The 22821-nt window shown below is 41.4% G+C and carries 22 protein-coding genes; 13 read left to right on the plus strand and 9 right to left on the minus strand.

Annotated elements, in window-relative coordinates; translation table 11 throughout:
- Positions 1-18: 18 nt before the first annotated feature.
- From VUI23_RS12655 to VUI23_RS12700, 10 genes are all read left to right on the plus strand, one after another.
- The gene (locus VUI23_RS12655) at positions 19-1314 is read left to right on the plus strand and encodes an SLC13 family permease (protein ID WP_216048436.1); all 1296 of its coding nucleotides are present in this window, start codon (positions 19-21) and stop codon (positions 1312-1314) included.
- A gap of 86 nt (positions 1315-1400) precedes the next feature.
- Positions 1401-2585: a homoserine O-acetyltransferase gene (locus VUI23_RS12660; protein ID WP_342808288.1), complete on the plus strand. Its 1185-nt coding sequence runs from the start codon at positions 1401-1403 to the stop codon at positions 2583-2585.
- Positions 2586-2597: 12 nt separating this feature from the next.
- Positions 2598-3617 carry a PHB depolymerase family esterase gene (locus tag VUI23_RS12665; RefSeq protein WP_342804572.1) on the plus strand — a complete coding sequence of 340 codons (1020 nt, stop codon included), beginning with the start codon at positions 2598-2600 and terminating at the stop codon, positions 3615-3617.
- Positions 3618-3620: 3 nt separating this feature from the next.
- A complete protein-coding gene (locus VUI23_RS12670; RefSeq protein ID WP_216048434.1) occupies positions 3621-4388 on the plus strand; it encodes a 3-hydroxybutyrate dehydrogenase in 768 nt (255 codons plus the stop codon).
- Positions 4389-4475: 87 nt separating this feature from the next.
- Positions 4476-5351, plus strand: a complete 876-nt coding sequence (gene nadK, locus VUI23_RS12675) for an NAD(+) kinase (protein ID WP_342804573.1) — start codon at positions 4476-4478, stop codon at positions 5349-5351.
- Positions 5352-5442: 91 nt separating this feature from the next.
- Positions 5443-7134 (plus strand): DNA repair protein RecN, encoded by a 1692-nt coding sequence (gene recN, locus VUI23_RS12680; protein ID WP_216048432.1) that lies wholly within the window; start codon positions 5443-5445, stop codon positions 7132-7134.
- Positions 7135-7246: 112 nt separating this feature from the next.
- Complete coding sequence (gene bamE, locus VUI23_RS12685) at positions 7247-7603, plus strand: outer membrane protein assembly factor BamE (protein ID WP_303500653.1); 357 nt, start codon at positions 7247-7249, stop codon at positions 7601-7603.
- A 277-nt stretch (positions 7604-7880) separates the two neighbouring features.
- Positions 7881-9470: an ABC-F family ATPase gene (locus VUI23_RS12690; RefSeq protein ID WP_303500651.1), complete on the plus strand. Its 1590-nt coding sequence runs from the start codon at positions 7881-7883 to the stop codon at positions 9468-9470.
- 36 nt (positions 9471-9506) lie between these two features.
- Positions 9507-9998 carry an NYN domain-containing protein gene (locus tag VUI23_RS12695; protein WP_216048429.1) on the plus strand — a complete coding sequence of 164 codons (492 nt, stop codon included), beginning with the start codon at positions 9507-9509 and terminating at the stop codon, positions 9996-9998.
- Positions 9999-10094: 96 nt separating this feature from the next.
- Positions 10095-10385 (plus strand): YebG family protein, encoded by a 291-nt coding sequence (locus VUI23_RS12700; protein WP_342804574.1) that lies wholly within the window; start codon positions 10095-10097, stop codon positions 10383-10385.
- A 305-nt stretch (positions 10386-10690) separates the two neighbouring features.
- On the opposite strand, the gene VUI23_RS12705 is transcribed toward VUI23_RS12700, so the two are convergent.
- The 4 genes from VUI23_RS12705 to VUI23_RS12720 all read right to left on the minus strand — a co-directional run bounded on the left by VUI23_RS12705 (position 10691) and on the right by VUI23_RS12720 (position 14799).
- Positions 10691-11884, minus strand: a complete 1194-nt coding sequence (locus VUI23_RS12705; RefSeq protein ID WP_342804575.1) for a serine hydrolase — start codon at positions 11882-11884, stop codon at positions 10691-10693.
- Positions 11885-11935: 51 nt separating this feature from the next.
- Positions 11936-12604, minus strand: a complete 669-nt coding sequence (locus tag VUI23_RS12710; protein WP_342804576.1) for a cyclase family protein — start codon at positions 12602-12604, stop codon at positions 11936-11938.
- Positions 12605-12768: 164 nt separating this feature from the next.
- Positions 12769-14115: a 3-deoxy-7-phosphoheptulonate synthase class II gene (locus VUI23_RS12715; protein WP_216048425.1), complete on the minus strand. Its 1347-nt coding sequence runs from the start codon at positions 14113-14115 to the stop codon at positions 12769-12771.
- Positions 14116-14313: 198 nt separating this feature from the next.
- On the minus strand, positions 14314-14799 hold the full coding sequence (locus VUI23_RS12720) for a low molecular weight protein-tyrosine-phosphatase (RefSeq protein WP_216048424.1): 486 nt from the start codon (positions 14797-14799) through the stop codon (positions 14314-14316).
- Between the two features lie 98 nt (positions 14800-14897).
- On the opposite strand from VUI23_RS12720, the gene pepE reads away from it, so the two are divergent.
- Positions 14898-15602 (plus strand): dipeptidase PepE, encoded by a 705-nt coding sequence (gene pepE / locus VUI23_RS12725; protein ID WP_216048423.1) that lies wholly within the window; start codon positions 14898-14900, stop codon positions 15600-15602.
- On the opposite strand, the gene bioD is transcribed toward pepE, so the two are convergent.
- Genes bioD through bioB form a run of 4 tightly spaced genes read right to left on the minus strand, consistent with a single transcriptional unit; the run spans position 15591 to position 19379 of the window.
- Positions 15591-16268: a dethiobiotin synthase gene (bioD, locus tag VUI23_RS12730; protein WP_342804577.1), complete on the minus strand. Its 678-nt coding sequence runs from the start codon at positions 16266-16268 to the stop codon at positions 15591-15593. The genes pepE and bioD overlap by 12 nt on opposite strands.
- The gene (locus VUI23_RS12735; protein WP_342804578.1) at positions 16265-17065 is read right to left on the minus strand and encodes a methyltransferase domain-containing protein; all 801 of its coding nucleotides are present in this window, start codon (positions 17063-17065) and stop codon (positions 16265-16267) included. The genes bioD and VUI23_RS12735 overlap by 4 nt, the downstream gene beginning before the upstream one ends.
- A complete protein-coding gene (gene bioF / locus VUI23_RS12740) occupies positions 17058-18266 on the minus strand; it encodes an 8-amino-7-oxononanoate synthase (RefSeq protein WP_342804579.1) in 1209 nt (402 codons plus the stop codon). Before bioF ends, VUI23_RS12735 begins: the two co-directional genes overlap by 8 nt.
- Before the next feature lie 3 nt (positions 18267-18269).
- On the minus strand, positions 18270-19379 hold the full coding sequence (bioB, locus tag VUI23_RS12745; protein WP_216048419.1) for a biotin synthase BioB: 1110 nt from the start codon (positions 19377-19379) through the stop codon (positions 18270-18272).
- 98 nt (positions 19380-19477) lie between these two features.
- Here bioB and bioA point away from each other — a divergent pair, with 98 nt between their 5' ends.
- Positions 19478-20767, plus strand: a complete 1290-nt coding sequence (bioA, locus tag VUI23_RS12750) for an adenosylmethionine--8-amino-7-oxononanoate transaminase (protein WP_342804580.1) — start codon at positions 19478-19480, stop codon at positions 20765-20767.
- 7 nt (positions 20768-20774) lie between these two features.
- Here bioA and VUI23_RS12755 read toward each other — a convergent pair whose 3' ends face one another.
- The gene (locus VUI23_RS12755; RefSeq protein ID WP_216048417.1) at positions 20775-21155 is read right to left on the minus strand and encodes a hypothetical protein; all 381 of its coding nucleotides are present in this window, start codon (positions 21153-21155) and stop codon (positions 20775-20777) included.
- A gap of 225 nt (positions 21156-21380) precedes the next feature.
- Between VUI23_RS12755 and asnS the strand changes: the two genes are divergently transcribed.
- Positions 21381-22778, plus strand: a complete 1398-nt coding sequence (gene asnS, locus VUI23_RS12760; RefSeq protein ID WP_342804581.1) for an asparagine--tRNA ligase — start codon at positions 21381-21383, stop codon at positions 22776-22778.
- The last annotated feature ends 43 nt before the right edge of the window (positions 22779-22821 follow it).

Raw genomic sequence — 22821 nt, forward strand, 5'->3', positions numbered from 1 at the left:
AAAAAAAAGGGAATAAAAATGCTGAGTCTAATTGGCTTAATCGGCGGCTTATTTTTGCTCATAGTCTTGACTATCAGAGGCATGAATCTTTTTATTGCAGCCCCTCTATGTGCTCTAATTGTTGCGTTAACGAGTGGTTTACCTGTCTTTATCGGCGATACCAATTTTGTAGAAACCTATATGTCGGGTTTTTCTGGATTCGTAGCAAACTGGTTCTTCATGTTCTTATTGGGAAGCCTGTTCGGTAAATTCATGGAAGATACTGGCGCAGCTGATGCTGTGGCAAAGGCAATTATTGGGCGCTTGGGTAAACAACATGCGGTAGCCGCAGTGGTCATTGCCTGTGCAATCCTAACCTATGGTGGGGTGAGCGTTTTTGTCGTGGCATTCTCTGTTTACCCCATGGCTTTGAGTCTGTTTAAAGACGCCAACTTACCAAGACGATTCATTCCTGCGGCACTGGCTTTTGGCTCTGTTACGTTCACTATGACATCAGCAGGCTCACCTGAAATACAAAATTGGATCCCGATAAAATATTTAGGTACATCCCCTTTTGCTGCATGGGAAGTCAGTTTAGTGGTGGCAATTTTCATGGCGACATTGGGATTCTGGTGGATCAGAAGAATGATGAACAAAGCGTTAGCCGCCGGTGAACGATTTGAAAGCAAAGATCACGACCCTAAAATTTCAGAACGAGATTACCCTCATTGGGTCACAGGTTTAATCCCCTTGTTGGTGGTACTGGTTTTATCCTATACCTTCCATGAATCGTTACAACAAATGGCGCTGATCGTTGCGTTAGGTGGCGGAGTATTAACCTTGATGATAATCAATTTCAAATACTTCCATAACCTAACCGCAGCAGTTGGTGTGGGTACAACAGGTGCGCTTATCGCCATTGGTAACACCGCAGCAGTGGTTGGTTTCGGCACTATTGCTAAATCCACACAAGCGTTTCAAACAGCAGTGGAAGTCATGACTCAAATTCCAGGAAACGAATTAATAGGCGCAGCGATTGCGGTTAGTGTTATCGCAGGCTTAACCGGTTCGGCTTCAGGAGGACAAGCAATAGCGTTACCTTTAGTTGGGCCACACTACATGGATCAAGGTGTCGATCCTGAGCAGTTACATAGAATCGTTTCAATCTCTTCTGGTGCGTTGGATTCACTGCCCCATAACGGTTATGTTGTAACAACCATTCGAGGCATTTGTCATGAAACACATCAACGTGCTTATTGGGCAGTAGGTGCATTGACGGTGGTTATTCCACTAATTGGATTAAGTTTAGCCATCGCACTGTTTACTTTCTTTTAAATTTGTAAGTGGATATGAGGAGAATAGAGTTGAGATTACATCCTACCATCTGGCTAAAAGTCTGTTTTTTGCTGGTATGTTTAAGCATGCAATCGGCTTGTGCGAATACCCAAAGTAGCGCAGCCAATGTGGTCAGTTCTGCTGAGGTTGAACCTTTACCTTTGGTTCAAAAAAAGTCATTTACGACTAAAAACTTCCAGACATTTGGCGGAAAAAGTATTGAAACGGTCACTGTAGGTTGGGAAAGTTATGGCCGCCTGAACGCCAACAAAGACAACGTAATATTAATAACTCACTATTTTACCGGCAACTCCCATGCTGCCGGAAAGTATCAACACAGTGATAGCGCAGCGGGATATTGGGACGCCATCATTGGCCCAGGTAAAGCCATTGATACCAATCGTTTTTATGTTGTAAGTGTAGATAGCCTAGCCAATTTAGGTGCCCATGATCCCAATGTGATCACAACCGGCCCGGCCTCAATGAATCCAAAAACAGGTCAGCCATACGGTCTTGATTTCCCGGTAGTAACCATTCGTGATTTTGTAAACGTCCAGAAACAATTGCTAACGTCGTTGGGAATTTCAAAATTATATGCCGTAGTAGGTCCCTCTATGGGCTCAATGCAAGCTCTGGATTGGGCAGTTGCTTATCCTGACTGGGTAGAACGAATGATATCGGTTATCGGTTCAGGTGAAGCAGACGCATGGACATCGGCTAAACTCGAACATTGGTCGACACCCATCAAATTGGATAAAAACTGGCAGCAGGGAAATTATTATTCTGGCCTGCCGCCAACAGACGGATTAGTGGCCTCTTTAATGCTAATAACCCAAGATGCACTCTACCCTGATTTTTTTAATCAAGTTGGACAATCTATTGATTTTTCCCCATCCGAAGTAGCGCCACTTGAAGATATTCGACAATCACCAAGCATCGTTAATTGGTTGCGAGCAAGGGCTGAGGCACGGGCGGAGGCGATGGATGCAAACCACCTATTGTATTTAGTTCGAGCCTGTCAGTTGTACATTGCTGGCCACCAAGGTGATTTAAACAATGCGCTAAAAAAAGTTAAGGCAAAAACCTTATTTTTACCGGCAGCCACAGATCTTTTATTGATGCCATATAATTTGCAGGCTACACATCAAATGCTATTGGATAATGGTAAAGACAGTCAGTTATCGATTTTGCCGGGAACCTTAGGGCACTTAGAAGGTGTCACAGGTATTACTAATCACGCCGCGCTAATCCAATCTTTTTTAAATAACTAGGTTAACAAGCATATGAGAAAATTACGTAATTTGGCTATCTGTATGGGATTAACCACTAGCCTGTCCATTAACGCCGTTGTTAATGCCGAGACTGTAGAATTGGATTTAGATATTGACAAGATCACTGTGTCAGGGCTATCTAGCGGTGGTTATATGGCAAATCAGTTTCACATTGCTTATTCTGATTGGGTAAAAGGTGCCGCCATTATTGCAGCTGGCCCCTATTATTGCGCTCAAGGAAGTATCACTACCGCGCTATCTGAATGTGTTAACAAACAATCCGCAGAATTCTCGCTGGATGTATTAACAAACCAACTAAGCCAATATGCAGAACAAGGATTAATTGCCCCGTTATCTCATTTACAAGACAGTAAAGTTTGGTTACTACATGGCAAATTAGACGCAAAAATCTCGCCCCCAGTAGCCAATGCCCTTTATCAGCAATATCAAGGGTTAGTTAAAGACGAAAACCTAACTTATATAAAAGATAAACCTTTTGCCCATCACTTCCCTACCCTGGCAACGGGATCTTCTTGTGATACCTCAGAATCGCCCTTTTTAGGAAATTGTAACTACGATGCAGCGGGTGAGTTGCTTAATTTTTTATACCCAGATTTAACGGCACCTTCAGCTGCATCTAGTGGCCAGATCAAACAAATTGACCAACATGAATTAGGCGGAGATCCTGCCGAAAGTATGGCCGAGAAAGGTTTTGTATATGTGCCTAAGAGCTGTGCACAAGGTGAAGAGTGTCAAGTGCATGTGAACTTTCACGGATGCAATCAAAATGCTCAAACTATTGGTCAAGATTATATCAAAAACAACGGTTTGAACCGTTGGGCTGATAATAATCAGTTAATCATTTTATATCCTCAAACCACTACATCAATGATGCTTCCAATGAACCCTCAAGGATGTTGGGATTGGTGGGGGTACACTGACAAAAATTATGCTACAGCCCAAGGAAAACAACTCCAAGCTGTAAAAAATATCGTGAAATCACTTGCCGTTCAATCGAAATCTAAAGGATAAAAAATGCAAAATAAAACCATATTAATCACCGGCGCTGCAAGTGGGATTGGCTTTGGTATAGGCCAATATTTAGGAAAAATGGGACATAAGATCATTGTTGCCGATATTAATGCCCAAGCTGCTCAAAATGCAGTTGATAAATTAGTTGCAGAGAATATTAATGCTCAGTCTGTTGAATTAGATGTGAGTGACGCCGCCCAGATAGAAGCGTTACCGGAAAAACTGTTGCCAGATACTGTCGATGTGCTGATCAACAACGCTGGCATCCAACATGTATCTCGTTTAGAAGATTTTCCCGCACAAAAATGGCAACAACTAATCAATATCATGCTTGTTGGCCCCGCACTATTAAGCAAAGCGTTTTTGCCCCATATGCGCGAACAAAATTACGGACGTATTATCAATGTTGGCTCTTTACATTCGGTGGTCGCCTCCCCCTACAAATCCGCTTATGTCGCTGCCAAACACGGGTTATTGGGATTTGCTAAAACCTTAGCGCTAGAAACAGGTGATTGTGACGTGACGATCAACACCTTATGTCCAGGCTACGTTAAAACCCCGTTGGTCGAGCAACAAATTGCCGCCCAAGCAATAGAAAATGGTATCAGTGAAGAAGATGTTATCAATAAAATCATGCTTGAGCCTATGCCTAAAAAAGCCTTTATAGAAATTGAAGAACTGGCCAGCACAGCGGCTTTTCTAATCAGTGATGCCGCTAAAAATATGACCGCTCAAGCGCTAGTAATTGATGGAGGTTGGACCGCTCGGTAAACATTTATTGAGACAGTGTTAACTATCATGCTTGGTTTTCATTACTAAGCATGGTTATACTGAGTTTTTGAATTTAAATAGAAAGTTATGCCTTTTAAAACTATTGGTCTGATTGGAAAGCCTGCACATGAAGGTGCAAACAAGAGCCTTAACGCTATATTGCAATTCCTTAAACGAAAAGGATGTCGAATTCTTGTCGAAACAAAGGTTTCTGGCATGCTACAAGGAAATGGTTTTGAAACGGCTGAGTTAGAAAACATCGGCTTACAAGCAGACCTAGCCATTGTTGTGGGTGGTGATGGCAACATGTTAGGGGCTGCCAGAATACTGGCTAAACACGACGTAGCAGTGGTGGGTGTCAACCGTGGCAACCTTGGTTTCTTAACAGATATCCACCCAGACGATATAGATCGTCAGTTAACCTGTTTGTTCAATGGTGAGTTTGTCAGAGAACAGCGCTTTATTCTGCAAGTTGATGTATTTCGTGAAGGTATACAACAAAGCTCCAATTCGGCTATTAATGAAGTGGTGCTGCATCACGGAAAAGTAGCCCATATGATGGAATTCGAAGTATATATTGACGATAACTTCGTTTTTAGTCAGCGCTCCGACGGACTCATTGTGGCCACACCCACAGGTTCCACAGCATACTCCCTGTCTGGTGGTGGCCCGATTCTAACGCCTAACTTAGATGCCTTAACATTGGTGCCAATGTTTCCCCACACCTTGAGTAGTAGACCAATAGTGGTAGATGCCAACAGTGTAGTGAGAATGAAAGTGTCTAATGATAACACCGATAATCTACAAGTAAGTTGTGACAGTCACATTGCACTCACTGTGTTTCCTGGTGATGAAATCCATATCAAAAAAAATCAAGACAGATTGTCTCTGATCCATCCAAAAGATTATAACTACTTCAACGTTCTTCGCACCAAACTAGGCTGGGGTTCGAAACTCTATTAACTTTTAGCGTGCAAATAGCAATTCTACTTTACAACTAGAAATTTATGTATATATTTACAGTTACTGTATGTATAACCATGTGTTTGTTTTTATGTTAATTCACTTATCTGTACAAAATTTAGCAGTCGTAAAGTCATTAGACGTCGATTTTAAGCAAGGACTTAGCGTTATTACCGGTGAAACCGGGGCTGGTAAGTCTATTGCTATTGATGCCCTTGGGTTATGTTTAGGTAATCGTGCCGATGCTGGTATGGTGCGACCTAGTTGCGACAAAGCGGATGTTTGTGCAACCTTTGATATAACAAATCTTCCAAAAGTTAAATCTTGGCTAAATGAGAATGACTTAAGTGAGCAAGAAACATCGGAAAACGAACATCAAGAGCTAATGATTCGGCGCGTAGTTTCCTCTGAAGGCCGTTCAAAAGCCTATGTAAATGGTTATCCCGTTCCGGCACAACAACTCAGAAGTTTAGGCTTACAATTAATTAGCATTCATGGTCAACATGCCCATCAATTATTGCTTAAATCTGAAATTCAGAAGCAATTGGTCGATAATTTTGCAGAACATGGCAATTTAGTCAGTGACGTTAAGCAGCAATATGAATTACTTAACACTGCTCAGAAGCAAATGGCCGTGCTATTGGCTGGTACGCAAAAACGTTCAGATCGTCGAAATTTACTGCAATATCAAGTGCAAGAATTAGACGAATTCAATATCGCTGAAAATGAATTTATTGAACTGGAATTAGAGCATAAAAAATTAAGTAACAGCCAAGCTTTGTTAGAACAATCACAGAAGAGCTTTTATCAACTATATGATGCTGATGAAGGCAGCGCTTTAAATGCAGTGCAAAGTAGTATTGATATGCTCGGAGAATTGCAAGAGCATGATCCTGAATTAGCGCCTATCGTTACCATATTAAACGAAGCACTCATTAATATTGATGAAGCCTCTAGCCAATTGCGCGCCTATACTGACCGCTTAGAAATTGATCCCATGAGGATGCAACAAATTGAACAACGTTACTCTCAAGCGTTAGATTTGGCTAGAAAGCACGGTGTGCGTCCTGAAGGACTGTTTGAGCATCATCAACAATTGTCTACTGAGTTAGCCGAATTAGATAATCAAGACGAGTCTCTGGAGGAATTACAGGGCAAACTCACGGTATTACAACAAAATTATATCAGTGCAGCAGAAAAACTAAGCGCCAGTAGAAGCAAGGCAGGCAATAAATTAGCAAAATTGGTCGAACAACATATTCAAGAGATGAATATGTCGCAGGCAAAATTTTCTGTGTGCGTAGAATTTGATGCCGAACTTGCTCCCTCCCCCTCAGGTTTAGACAAAGTGAAGTTTTTAATTTCCACAAACTTAGGCATTAAAGCGGATACTTTAGAAAAAGTAGTCTCCGGTGGTGAACTTTCTAGAGTTGGTCTTGCCTTACAAGTGATTAGTGCCAAAGGTAACTTAATTCCAACTATGATTTTTGACGAAGTGGATACAGGTATCAGTGGACCCACGGCATCTGTAGTTGGAAAGTTATTGCGGAAACTCGGTCAAACAAGCCAAGTCATTTGTGTAACCCATTTACCGCAAGTAGCAGCAAGTGGTCATCAGCAAATGTTTGTGACTAAGTTTTCAGATAAAAAAACCACTGAAACACACATGATTTGTTTACAAGAAAATGAACGAATTGAGGAATTAGCTCGCCTACTAGCTGGGGACACTTTGACCAATTCAGCTATTGCTAATGCAAAAGAATTACTCAGCAGTTATCATTAGTCTCGATTAATTATTGATTGCAGACCTAATGCTGAGTTAGCATGCGTGTCCAGAAATAAGCTGGCTCATTGGGCTAAGCTAGATTAATTATTTAACTTAAATGAAAGAATGAATGAAGTATAAAAGTATAATAGCGGCTGTTGTAACAACATTATTTTTGTCTGGCTGCACAGATTGGATATACCGTATTGACGTTCCCCAAGGGAATTTCCTACAGGAAAAAAGCGTTAAACAACTGCGCGTTGAAATGACCAAAGAACAGGTTATTTATGTACTAGGACGTCCAGTAGTTCAGGATTCTTTCGACCACGATACTTGGTATTACATATACGAGATGAAGCGCGGTATGAGCAAGCGAGGTGAAGACTTTCGCAAAGAATTAATCATTCATTTTGAAGATGAAAAAGTGGCTAGCGTAACTGGTGACTTTGAGCTTTCCGAAGATTTTAATACACCGCTAGATCAATAGTTCTTCTCTAATTTATCGAATCTTTTCCCCGCCTGACATATTTAATGGAAGGTGGGAAAATCGATGATTTCTGCCATCACTGTGCTGCAATCTAATTGTTAGTTAACCTATCTTATTGATAATTCATAAAATCCCACCATTACCCTAGCCCAAAACGCGATTAACGGGTTAAAACGGTGCTTCGCGATTTAAATCAACAAACCCCATCAAAATAAAGTTATTTGTGGCATAATCCTGCGCAAAATTTATATGTCTTTAATCTATAGGAATTGCCAACGTGTTAGCTACTGCCAATATCACCATCCAATTTGGTGCCAAGCCTCTTTTTGAAAATGTGTCCGTCAAATTTGGAGAGGGAAATCGTTACGGTCTTATCGGAGCTAACGGTTGCGGTAAATCCACGTTCATGAAAATTCTAGGTAATGATTTAGAGCCATCTTCAGGTAACGTTACAAAAGATCCTAATGAAAGAATTGGTAAGCTTAAACAAGATCAATTCGCCTTTGAAAAATATTCAGTAATCGATACTGTTATTATGGGCCATGAAGAGCTGTGGAAAGTCAAAGAAGAACGAGATGCGATTTATGCTAATCCGGAAATGACAGAAGAAGATGGTATCAGAGCAGCCGAACTGGAATCTGAATTTGCCGAAATGGATGGATACACTGCTGAGTCTCGCGCGGCTGAATTGCTTACCGGTGTGGGAATAGAAGAAGCTTTACATTACGGTCCAATGAGCGAAGTAGCACCAGGTTGGAAATTACGGGTGTTGTTAACCCAAGTTTTATTCGCAGACCCGGATATTATGCTGTTAGACGAACCCACCAACAACTTGGATATTGATACTATTCGTTGGTTGGAAGATACACTTAATTCACGTAACTGTACGATGATTATTATTTCTCACGATCGTCACTTCTTAAACAGTGTTTGCACCCATATGGCTGACCTCGATTATGGTGAGTTACGACTTTTCCCTGGCAACTATGATGAGTACATGACCGCTGCTACTCAATCCAGAGAACGTTTACTGTCTGACAACGCCAAGAAAAAAGCACAAATTGCAGAGCTAAAAACCTTTGTCAGTCGCTTCTCAGCTAATGCGTCAAAATCGAAGCAAGCTACATCTCGTGCCAAGCAAATAGACAAAATCCAACTGGATGAAGTAAAACCTTCTAGTCGTCAAAATCCATTTATTCGTTTTGAACAAGATAAAAAGCTGCATCGATTAGCCCTAGAAGTAGAAGGTTTGAGTAAATCCTTTGAAACTCCCCTATTCTCTGATCTGGATTTAATGATCGAGGTCGGCGAAAGAGTTGCCATCATTGGTCCTAATGGTGCGGGTAAAACAACCTTAATGCGTTGTTTATATGGAGACATTGCAGCCGACAGTGGGAATGTAAAATGGTCTGAAAACGCATCTATAGGCTATTACGCGCAAGACCACGCCCATGACTTCGAAGAAGACAAAACTTTACTAGACTGGATGTATCAGTGGGGTAAAGAAGGCGATGATGAACAGGTTATTAGAGGAACACTAGGCAGACTATTGTTTTCTCAAAAAGAAATTGATAAATCAGTTAAAGTCATATCTGGTGGTGAGCAAGGTCGAATGATTTTCGGCAAGCTTATTTTGCAGAAAAATAACGTATTACTAATGGACGAACCAACCAATCACTTAGATATGGAGTCCATAGAATCGTTAAACTTAGCCCTTGAAAACTACCCGGGCACACTGTTGTTTGTTAGCCATGACCGTGAATTTGTATCTTCATTGGCAACCCGGATTTTAGAGATTACTGAAGATGGGATAATCGACTTCAAAGGCAACTACGAAGATTATCTAAGCAGTAAAAAGCTCGTTTAAACAAACTAACTTAAATAACCTGTGGGCGGTATCAGTATGCAAAATAAAGCTAAAAACATCGGCGTTTTTGTTGATGTGCAAAATGTTTACTACACCTGCCGACAGGCTTATCAAAAACAGTTTAATTATCGCCAGCTTTGGCAACAACTTTCAGAACACGGCAATATAGTTGTAGCCAACGCTTATGCGATAGCCCGCCAAGATGACCAACAAATTAAATTCCAAGATGCCCTTCGGCATATTGGTTTTGAGGTTAAACTAAAACCCTTTATTCAACGCAGTGATGGTACCGCCAAAGGTGATTGGGACGTCGGTATTACCGTTGATATGATCGACCAGTCAGCGCATTTAGACGAAGTTATTTTACTCAGTGGGGATGGCGATTTCGCGGTACTGATGGGCTACATTAAAACTAAGTTTGGCGTTTCTACACAGGTTTATAGCGTGCCTAAATTAACCGCCAAAACATTGAGTGATTGTGTCGATGTGTATCATTCAATTGAGGCTAATTCTCCGTTACTCAAATAAATAAACATCAATCACAATTAATACTGTCCAAACATACAGTAGTTTGCTATATTTAATTTCGACGGCACAAAACCTACTGAAATTTGAGGATATATTATGGCGATTATTGTGAAATATGTTGTTGAGCGAAATGGAGAAGAGAAACTTGTGACTTCAGACAAAAAAGCCGCTGACCAATATGACAAAATGCTTGATGTAGCGGATAACCTAAGTACCTACATTCAGGCTAAAGGTATTAAATTACCTAATGATGTATCTGAAGAGCTGACTATTTTACTGTCTAAAAACAAAGATGTGATTAGTAAGTTGTTTAAAGGTACAGATGCAGATTCAATTTTAGAGCAAGAAAAAGCAGAAGTGGTAAAAATGGATAAGAAGAAAGCCTAAGCAATAATTTAACTTCTTATTTCAATACCAAGTATTGAGCAACTGTGCACGATTTAGCGAAGCCCTTCTTGCTTTTTAGTTACACTGATTAAATCGGATAATAGGCCTTTGGTAAAATATCAAAGGCACTCTTTTACTCAGTTGGTAATACTTAATTAAACATACTCAGCTAAAAACTCTCAGCCCAAAAATAGTAATTGAAGTGACGGCGACCAAACGCAACGATGACAGCAAATCCAATCGACTTAGAACGCCAAAATAACGACTGAATATTGTGGTTTGCAGCATGCAATTACAAATTGGTTTTATTCCTGATCAATCGTTGCTTTAACACTATCAATAAACTCCAAACGTTTCTGATATAGATTAGCATCAGTGGCAGTTGGCCAATTGCCATTAAAGGCAATCACTAGGTCTCTATTGGGATCAATAAATATTGTTTGACCAAATATACCTCGAGCAGTATAACTGCCATCTTCAAACGTCCACCATTGATAGCCATAACCTCTTTTCGATGTTGGAGAAGTTTCTACTCGTTTAGTCGTCGCTTTGCTTACCCAATCTTGTGGGAATACGGACTCTCCATGTATGTGACCCGCCTCTAACATAAATAAACCGTAACGCGCAAAATCACGCAGGCTTGCTTGAATGCAACAACCGGATATTTCATTGCCATCAGGACCTAAAATCCAAGTTGCTTTGTCAGCCATACCAAAAGGTTGCCAAATTTTCTCCGTTAAATAATCGGCAGGTGTTTGGCCTGTGGCTTGTTCAACCAAAATGCCAATTAGATTTGTCTCGCCACTGGAATAATGCCAAGTTTCGCCAGGTGGATTGGCTCTTGATAATCTGCGCATATAGCTAACGATTGTCGGCAAACCATCTACGGCTTTGTGACTGTTAAACAAAGCAACGTCTGAATTTGGATCAGAATAATCCTCATTCCATGCCACTCCTGATGTCATGGTAAGCAATTGTTCAATGCTCACATTATCGTAAACTGACCCTTTTAAGCCCAAAATGTAATCTGAAACATTATCGTTAAGACTGCTTATATGACCTTCTTTTAAAGCAATACCGACTAGACTTGAAGTGAATGATTTAGCCACTGAAAAACTCGTCCAACGTCCTTGTTGTGAATGTCCAAGTGCGTATTTTTCAAACCTAATTTTGCCTTTATGCAGGATTAAGCCACCAGCCAAACGCTGCTCGTCAAAAAACCTATCAATATCTTCATTAACAACGAGTGCCTCGCCTTTAGGCAACACCCTAATATTATCTGCTGGTGTAATTTCCCGGGACTTCACCAGAAATGGAGCCTGATCCAACACTTTAAAACCAGCATCTCGCTGACTTGTTTTCCAAAAAAGAATGTCAGTATTTTTAGGTGGGTCAAGTAGCAAGGCGCGCCAAGCTGGTCCGATCCACCAGCCGCCGATGATAGCAATGCTTAAAATTACTAAGAATGTACTAAATATCCATTTTATTGCAGTTTTCATACTCGTCCTTCATTGTCTTACAAGACATTGCTTATGGTGAGATCTTTCGGTTTAGTTTTTTTGTTCTGTTAATTGTGCAAATGTGCGCACCGGAAAGGTACCAAAACCTTTGATTTTTACCGGCACCGCATAAAAATAAAACCCTTTATCTGGTAGCGATTGTAAATTGCACATGTGTTCAACAATTAAAATATCAGCCCCCAATAATGTGCTATGTACTGGTCTTGCACCACCGCGAGTATCATCGATGTTATGGCTATCTATACCCACTAATGATACGCCTTTGCTTTTCAAATACGTGGCTGCACTTTCTGTTAGGTAAGGATGATGTTCATAATACAAATCAGTATTCCAGTGACGTGACCAGTTGGTTTCGATAAGCACAGCTTTGTCAGTTAGCTCCAAATTAAAAAAATAGCTGTCATCAATTGCTAGGATAGCGTCCGGAATCGTTATTTTAACCCCATCAAGATGGGCTACTGATTCAAGTGGAAGTTCAGAAAGATCATTGCCATCAACATAGCGATGAAATGGGGAATCGATATAAGTACCAGTATTGGAGCACATTTCAATTTTACCAATTTGAAATGAAGTCCCTTCTTCATAGTGCGATTTTGATGCTTCTCGGCTCAAGTAGTCGCAAATGATTGGAGCTGGTAGGCCTTTGTAGGTCACTAAGCCATCTTCCACTGTATGACTAAGGTCGATTAATTTACTCATTTATCGTCAATTCCATTTATTACACTGTTACGTGATTTAAACCTGTAATATTTTAAATAATATGCACTTTTTGCAACTAAATTAAAAGCAATCAGGTATAAAAAAGCCAGTTGGATTAGCAACTGGCTTTAAATGTGAAACAAGAATGAGATCAAGCTATAGCGTTATTTTCCGCTTTTTAAATGATCCGCTACTAAAAATGCCATTTCCAGTACTTGATCGGCATTCAAACGCGGATCACATTGGGTTTTATAAGCCTGGGCAAGATCGTCATCACTGATTTGATACGCGCCACCAGTACATTCCGTCACATGCTGGCCAGTCATTTCTAAATGAATACCACCTGGATGTGTACCTTCAGCACGGTGAGCAGCAAAGAACTGCTGAATTTCGCTTAAGATGTCATCAAAGTTTCTAGTTTTATAACCACTAGATGCTTTTTTGGTATTGCCATGCATTGGATCTGAACTCCACACGACTTTTCGTCCTTCCGCTTTTACTCGGCGCAGTAATTTTGGCAAATTTTGCTCAAGCTTATCTGCCCCCATGCGCGTAATGAACGTCAAACGACCAGCGCTATTATCTGGGTTCAAGGTGTCGATTAATCTCATCAATTCATCTTCTTGAATTGTTGGACCAATTTTAACCCCAATAGGATTATGTATGCCGCGGAAGAACTCAATATGGGCGTGATCCAATTGACGGGTACGCTCACCAATCCACACCATGTGTGCAGAGCAGTTGTAAGGTTTACCTGTCAATGTATCAATGCGGGTTAACGCTTGTTCGTAATTTAGTAGCAAGGCTTCATGGGAAGTAAATAAATTAGTTTCATGCAAAGTTGCGTTATTCACATGATTAATACCAATCACATCCATAAATTCCAATGCATCTTGCAAGCGGTTGGTGACGTCTTGATAACGATCACGTAACGGATTGTTCTCAAGAAAGGTCATATTCCAACGATTCACCTGATGCAAATCCGCTAAACCACCTTGGGCAAATGCGCGCAATAAGTTTAAGGTTGAAGCGCCTCTATGGTATGCCTCTAACATCCGATTAGGATCAGGCATTCTAGACTGCTCAGTAAATTCAAAGCTATTGATGATATCACCACGATAACTCGGTAAAGAAACACCATTAATCGTTTCTAAATCAGAGGAGCGTGGCTTTGCATACTGCCCTGCCATTCTCGCAACTTTTGTTACTGGGCATTTTCCAGCAAAGGTTAAAACAATTGCCATTTGCAGAATAACTTTAAAGGTATCTCTTATTTTAGGCGCATTAAATTCGTCGAAAGATTCCGCACAATCACCACCCTGTAGTAAGAAACCTTTGCCTTCGGCTACATCACCAAGTTGTTTGTATAGTTGCCTTGTTTCTTCAGCAAAAACCAGCGGAGGATAACTATGAAGTTTGCTCTCTACTTCTTTTAATAAAGCTTGATCTTGATAAGTAGGTTGTTGCTGGATAGGTTTAGATCTCCAGCTATCCGGTTGCCATTGGCTCACACGCATTCCTTAAATACAGTCAAAAAAAGCAGGCTATACCTGCTAAATAAAAATTACGGGGAAATTACCCTAAAACGCCTTTATAGTACAATGTCAATACGCGCTAATCTATTCAACTATGGACTATAACATCGATTTAAATTGTCATAGACAATATAGACAATGAGATGGGAATAAATTCAAACGTACTTACGATTGTTAATCATCTAGAACAATCAGAGCAGATATATGCTCGATAAGACCATCAGCTGATGCCTCGATTAAATCAAGAACATACTCAAAGCCTTTCTTACCGCCATAATAAGGATCTGGGATTTCCTGTTCCTCTAACCCAGAAAAAGACATAAACAACTTTATTTTATCTTGATACTCTTCTGGGCATTCACTTTGCAAACCACGAAGATTCATTTCATCCATGGCGATCAGAATATCGAAGTCACTAAAATCTTGTTTGGTGATTTTGCGACAATTTATCCCTGAAAAATCATAACCTCGGGCTTCCCCCACGGCAACAGAACGCTCATCGGGTTCCGCGCCAGTATGATATCCTTGGGTTCCCGCTGAATCTATTTTCAACAGCAAACCTTTTTCATGGGCTTTTTTCCTAAATACTGCTTCTGCGCTAGGAGAACGACAAATATTGCCCAAACATACAAACAATACAGAGCGAATTGTTACAGCCATTCGAGTTGTTTCCTATTCCTGATTCTCTTATGCTTAAGAGTCTATTCTATCTAGCTAAAAAAGCGCGTCTAGCGTTAAATTCATTTCAAAGGAAAAAAATGTCAGAAAAACGTGTACTCATGTTGAGCAGTTCAAAAGTTGGCAATGAAGAATACCTAGCTAACCCCAGAAAAATGATATTGCCGTTTTTAGATAAGGTTAAAACTGCGATTTTCATCCCCTATGCAGGCGTCACTATGTCATGGGATGACTACACTGAAAAAGTGCAACAGGCGTTACCAGAGATACGTATTACTGGTATCCACACATTGCCAAATGCAGCCGATGCAATCAATAACGCCCAAGCAATTATTGTCGGTGGAGGCAATACCTTTAACTTGCTTTATCAATTGCAGAGCAATGACATAATAAAAAGTATCCAAAATAAAGTGAATTCTGGTACCCCTTATATCGGTTGGAGTGCAGGTTCAAATATTTGTGGTTTGAGTATTAAAACCACGAACGACATGCCAATCATTCAGCCTGAATCATTTTCTGCTTTAGCCTTTGTTCCGGTACAAATTAATCCCCATTATAGCGATTATCAGCCACCTGGTCACAATGGTGAAACAAGGGCTCAACGGATTGCTGAATTTTGTGTATTGAACCCAGACACCCATGTAATTGGGATAAGAGAAGGAAGTGGTTTGCTGCTCCAGGGCGATACATTTACACTAATTGGTGAACTCGACGGTGTTATCTTTAAAGGGAATCAACAACAAACCATAGCTGCTAATACAGCTCTAAATAACTTATTGAAATAACCTATCAAACGACAAATACTCTGCAGCTTGTTCGGTGTTTTTTAGCTTAGGCACAACACCGAGACAAGGTGCGGGGATTAATTGCTTTAAACTCTCAATATTGTCCTGTAAATACAACATCTGCTCATCAATCTGATTAGCTACCCAACCGATAACCTCTAGACCATCAGCGCAGATAGCTTGATAGGTGAGTAATGCGTGATTCAAACAGCCCAACTTCATACCAACCACCAACACCACAGGTATTTTTTGTTGGATCGCAAAATCTGATAAGAATGCCCCTTCGCCTAATGGCAAACGCCACCCACCCGCTCCTTCGGTTAGCAGTAAATCAGCATTTGCAGAGAGTAAATCTGTATAGGCTGAGGTTATTTGTTGTAAATCGAGGGTCACTCCCATGCGCTGAGCGGCTAAATGGGGTGCGACAGGATCAGCAAACGCGATGGGATTAATTTTTTCATAGGGTAATTGCAATGTGCTAACACGCTGCAGGGCCACTGCATCATCGTTTCTAAGACCTTCCGCAGTTTCAAAACAGCCGGCAGAAACCGGTTTAAAACCTATGGTGGAAAGCCCTCTTTTTGCCGCAAGCTGCAAAATGGCTGAGCCAATAACGGTTTTTCCTGCATCGGTATCAGTACCTGCAATAAAAATAGAGTTGATCATATATCTTTGCTCAAAATCAAAAAACTAACTTGGTAAGACAAGGGTAACTGGTCTTCAACGGCAAAACGTTGCTTATAAATCCGTTCAAATTCAGCTAAAGACTGTCGACTCAGTTTCGAGTGGTTACCAGTTTGAGGCACAACATTTGCGCCAATATGGCGAATACTATTCAACACGCTAATCGCGTTAGGGTGCCAGGTAGTATAGGTTTTTTGCTGCTCAAGCACTTTAAACCCGCACTGTTGTGCTGCTTTTACCAATTCGCGATGGGGAATGAATTGGTTGACTCTAGGGACTGAATCGATTTCCCCCCAAGTTGCCTGTAATTCTGACATCGAACCTTCGCTAAGCAGCGCTAAGACGGCGCGGCCATCATCGGTTAAGACCCGATTCGCCTCCGCTAAACTCTGCTGAATTGGCGTACACCACTGTAATGCCATACAAGAAAAAATCGAATCAAAGGACTTATCTGGAAATGGCAAAGATTCCGCGTCTGCTATGTGGAAGTCAATGAATCCTTTAATGTCGTCAGTTGGATTAAGTTTTTTCGCCTGCTCAATCATGCCCGCTGCTAAGTCTATGCCGCAGACATGTTGAAATTTGTCCACCAGCATTCGGGTTAAACGAGCGGTCCCACAACCAATATCCAACAATTTTCCGAGTGTATTAGCTTGCACCAACTGAATTGCATCAAAACCAATATCCAATTGCACTTGTGCGACATCATCATAACGATATGCTGATTGACTAAACTGGTAGGCTATTCTGCGCTTTTTATCCACAACGGTGTCAATCATGGGTTAATACCTGATAACGCTTAAGCACTATTACTAAAGCATCAACAAATGCATCTATGTCAGTGTGTTTATGACTGGCTGATAAGGTAATTCGTAGCCTGTCAGTTCCCTTAGGAACAGTGGGATAACGTATGGCTGTGACCCACAGTCCAAGCTGCTTCAAATCCTCACTAATTTTCACACACTTAACTGGGTCGCCAATAACAATAGGTTGGATGGCAGTTTGTGAATCAGTTATCGGCACCCCCGTTTGCATGCATAACTGTCTAAACTGAGCAATTCGTTGGGTTAACGTTTGCTGCTTGACACCATCAGCTAACGATTGAAAACTCGCATAGGTTGCCATCGCCATAGCAGGAGGCATTGCGGTGCTATATACATAATGCTTGGCAAAGTTCACCAAGTAGTCGATAAGCACTTGCGAGCCTGCGACAAAAGCACCAGAGGTGCCAATTCCTTTGCCAAAAGTCCCCATTAATATCGGCACCTGAGATTGACTTAGATTCAATTGTTCAGCGCTGCCTAAGCCGGTTTTACCCAATACTCCCATGCCATGCGCATCATCTACCATTAACCAAGCATCATATTGCTGAGCCACTTTGTGCAATTCATCTAAACGTCCCAAATCACCGTCCATACTAAATACCCCTTCGGTGGCAATAAGGTAATCCTGAATGTTAGCTTGAGACTGTTGCGGTGCTTGTCGGTTACTCGAAGCGAATAACGTTGTCAGATGATCAATATCATTATGCCGAAAGCGCTTGTATGTGCCGTCACAATGTTTTGCCGCTTCCACAAATGATGCATGCATTAACTTATCCGACAAAATACACAAATTCGGGTTTGCTAATGCCTGACAAATAGCTTGGTTGGCGGCAAAGCCAGAATTAAATAATAAAGCGGCTTCACGCTTTAAACCACTGGCCAAAAACTCTTCCAATTGCTGATGCGCACGAGTATGGCCGGTAACAAGTGGCGAAGCCCCACTGCCCACACCATAGCTGGAAATGCCTTCCACCCAAGCCTGCATAACAGCAATATCTTGACGTTGTCCTAGATAGTCATTGCCGGAGAAACTCAAAAAGTGCTGCCCATCAACCTCAATCATTGCGCCAGCAGAAGAATCGATTATCCGCCGTTGACGCAACAAACCTTCACGTTTACGTGCATTCAGAGCCGCTTGTAAATAAGCAAAAGCCACTGACTAATTAGTCGTCTCAGGCACAGCGACGACAGGTTTACTGGCATCGTAGAATAATTCATTTCCAGCTTGCTCTGACTCACCCGCCTGAATCTCTTCCATTAAAGCGGCTTCATGGGCTTCATCAGAATACTCACGGGTTTGTTTAGAGTTGATTCCCAATTTTTTGAATAGCATGACATCTTCATGGGTCTCTGGATTAGAGGTGGTTAACAATTTACAACCGTAAAAAATTGAATTTGCGCCAGCCATAAAACACATGGCTTGCATTTGTTCATTCATCGCCTCACGCCCCGCCGACAAACGAACAAAAGACTTAGGCATTAAAATACGGGCTACAGCAATAGTACGAATAAATTCGAAAGAATCTAAATCTTCCACATCATCCAATGGTGTACCTTTTACTTTCACCAACATATTGATCGGCACACTTTCTGGGTGATGTTCTAAATTGGCCAATTGCATCAACAAACCAGAGCGGTCATCGGCCTCTTCACCCATGCCGACGATACCACCAGAACAGACATGCATACCGGCATCACGCACATTTTGCAGTGTATCTAAACGATCTTGATAGGTACGGGTTGTAATGATATCACCATAATATTCGGGTGACGTATCCAAGTTGTGATTGTAATAATCTAATCCAGCTTGCTTTAGTGCTATCGCCTGATCACGGGTTAACATACCCAAGGTCATACAAGTCTCTAGGCCAAGCTTTTTAACTTCTTTGACCATTTCCAAAACATATGGCATATCACGCTCTTTTGGATTTCTCCAAGCCGCCCCCATACAAAAACGCGTTGACCCTGTTGCCACAGCCTCTTTGGCGCGCTGAATAACTTTTTCAATTTCCAAAAGGCGTTCTTTTTCTAGGCCAGTATCGTAACGCGCACTTTGCGGGCAATATTTGCAGTCTTCCGGACAAGCCCCAGTTTTAATCGACAATAATGTGCTGACCTGCACATAATTAGGATCAAAATGTTGGCGATGAATACATTGGGCCTGGAAAAGCAAATCATTAAAAGGCATAGCGAATAATGCATTCACTTCGTCTAATGTCCAGTCGTGTCTTATCTGTGCTGCACCTGAAAAATCTGCTGGGAACGCCATATTTGGTCCTTTACTATCGAATTATGTTGGCTTAGTCTAAGGCCGACTTAAACATTGTCAACTCTTACCAGATACTTTGATTTACAAGTGAGCATTATTTGAACAAATCTAACCTAACTGATATCGAATTTGACCAAAAACATATTTGGCATCCATACACATCTGCGATTAACCCTCTTCCTTGTTATGAAGTTGAATCAGCAGAAGGGGTTTTCCTGAAACTGAAAGATGGCGAACGTTTAGTCGATGGCATGTCATCTTGGTGGGCAACCATTCATGGCTACAATCATCCAGAACTAAATAAAGCGGCCAATAAACAGTTAGAAAAAATGTCTCATGTGATGTTTGGCGGAATCACTCATAAACCCGCTATCGATCTTTGTAGAAGCCTAGTGGATATTACACCTGAAGGCTTGGAGCGCGTGTTTTTAGCTGATTCTGGCTCAGTTTCGGTAGAAGTCGCAATGAAAATGGCATTGCAATATTGGGCGTGCCAAGGTGCTCCAGAGAAACACCGTTTTATATCCCCTCGCAATGGTTACCATGGTGATACCTTTGCGGCTATGTCGGTATGTGACCCGGTAAACGGTATGCACAGTTTATTTAACCAAGTGTTATCTTCACAAATATTTGCCCCAGCACCACAAACTCAATTTGATCAAACTTGGAATGAAGATGATATCGGACCCCTTGAGGATTTGATTCTTACCCACAAAAACGAAGTCGCAGCACTTATTATCGAACCAATAGTGCAAGGAGCCGGAGGTATGCGCATATACCACCCAGAATATCTTCATCGTTGTCGACAGTTATGTGACGAACACAACATTTTGTTAATTTGTGATGAGATTGCTACAGGGTTTGGTAGAACAGGTAAACTGTTTGCGTGCGAACATGCTGGTATAAGTCCAGATATCATGTGCGTAGGCAAAGCGTTAACCGGTGGTTATATGACACTTGCAGCAACGCTTTGCACAGAAGATGTTGCATTAGGGGTCTGTGCGTCTGAACCGGGCGTGTTTATGCACGGCCCTACGTACATGGGTAATCCGTTAGCTTGCGCGGTAGCTAATGCCAGTTTGGCTTTGTTGGCACAGAATAAGTGGCAAGAACAGGTCGAAAGAATTGAAAAACAACTGCAACATCAGTTGTTCCCCTTAAAAGACCATGTTGCTGTAGAAGACGTCAGAGTATTGGGCGCAATTGGTGTCGTTGAATGTAAAAAGGCGGTTAATGTTGCTGAGTTACAACGTGTTTTTGTCGATAACGGCGTTTGGATCCGGCCATTTGGAAAACTCATTTACATTATGCCGCCGTTTATTATTAATCAGCAACAACTGACTCAACTGACCGCCGCTATTGCGATCAGTTTACAGACACTCAATTAGTGATATTTCAAAGATCAGATAAGATCCAAACTAATACCACTACGCTGATTGCCAATAAAATAACTACGTTTATACCAAAATAGTCATTTCGGCGGCGAGTTCTATATCGCCGCATGAAAAGTACAAACAGACTCATGAATGTGCATAGGCAAAGTAACATAATTAGATAAAGACTAAGAGACATAGCCCAATCTTGTCGACCAGATACTCCCCAATATTCTTGCACGCCAGATATCAATTCTGGCCGTGCATAATGGAAAACTATCAAAGAAGCGACAAATATCACCCAAGCAACAATATTCAATCCCAATACAATTTGGTAAAATTTATCGCGGCTTCGAGGCGTTTTTCGGCGGTTTTCGCCCTGCCAAGGGAATTGTTCAGACATATTCTCTATTTAGCGCCTATTTTTACTTGAGTCTGTCATTTAGCTAAGTAAGATTACACACCTTATTTATGCGACAGATTCTAGTGACATTTTAATTATCCAGCTTTAGTTACTGTAGAGCATTAATTTGGTTTCATCTAGGTTATTGTTTATCCTAGTCGTTTGTCTTATTTTAGTTTGTAATCAAAAATTTGCAGGTTAACCCTGCTGTAGTGGAGAATATCAATGGCGCATGCCCCAGTGGTTGACGTGTTAACTGGCAAGTACCCAATCGGGGAACAAGTAGTTTTAAAGGGATGGGTGAGAACCCGCAGAGATTCTAAAGCAGGATTATCTTTTATCAATTTGCATGATGGAAGTTGCTTTGACGCTATTCAGGTTATTGCACTGAATACAATGCAAAATTACAGCGATATCCAGCGTCTCACTACAGGTTGCTCAGTTGCAGTTACTGGCGAAGTGAAAGAATCACAAGGTAAAGGTCAGTCGTTAGAAATAGAAGCGACCCAAGTTGACATCTTAGGTTGGGTTGAAAACCCAGACACTTACCCAATGTCAGCAAAACGCCACAGTATTGAATACCTTCGGGAACATGCGCACTTGCGTGCTAGAACCAATGTCATTGGTGCGGTAACCCGTGTTCGCAATTGTTTATCTCAAGCTATCCATCGCTTTTTCCACGAACAAGGCTATTTTTGGATCAGCACTCCCATATTGACTGCCAGTGATACTGAAGGGGCTGGTGAGATGTTCAGGGTTTCGACCTTAGATATGATGAACATCCCTAAAACCGAACAAGGTGAAGTCGATTATTCCCAAGATTTTTTCGGAAAAGAAACCTACTTAACAGTATCAGGTCAATTGAACGTTGAAACCTACTGTACAGCAATGTCCAAAGTGTACACTTTTGGGCCGACCTTTAGAGCTGAGAATTCAAACACAAGCCGCCACTTAGCGGAATTTTGGATGATCGAACCAGAAGTCGCCTTCGCAGAATTGTCTGACGTAGCGCAACTTGCCGAAGATCTTTTAAAATATGTGTTTAAAGCGGTATTGGAAGAACGTGCCGATGATATGGCTTTCTTTGCGCAACATATCAATAAAGACGTTAAAGATAGAATGGAAAAAGTGATCGCCCAAGATTTCGTCAGAATGGATTACACCGATGCCATTGAAATACTCAAAAACTGCGGTAAAAAATTCGAATTCCCAGTTGATTGGGGTGTGGACTTGTCGTCAGAACATGAGCGTTACCTTGCAGAAGAGCATGTAGGTGCGCCGATTATTATGCAGAACTATCCAAAAGATATTAAAGCATTTTATATGCGCATTAATGACGATGGCAAAACAGTGGCAGCAATGGATGTATTGGCCCCGGGTATTGGTGAAATCATCGGAGGCTCTCAGCGTGAAGAACGCCTAGACGTATTTGACCAACGACTTGAAGAAATGGGACTGGATAAAGAAGACTACGCTTGGTACCGAGACTTGCGTCGCTATGGCACAGTTCCACATTCTGGATTCGGCTTAGGCTTCGAACGCCTAGTTGCTTATGTCACAGGTATGCAGAATATTCGTGACGTAATTCCCTTCCCTCGCTCGCCAGGTAATGCAAATTATTAATCGATAAAGTTTATTTACTTTTCTCGCAGACAAAAGCCATCTT

Source organism: Alteromonas sp. M12 (genome assembly GCF_037478005.1).
GTDB classification, from domain to species: Bacteria; Pseudomonadota; Gammaproteobacteria; order Enterobacterales; family Alteromonadaceae; genus Aliiglaciecola; species Aliiglaciecola lipolytica_A.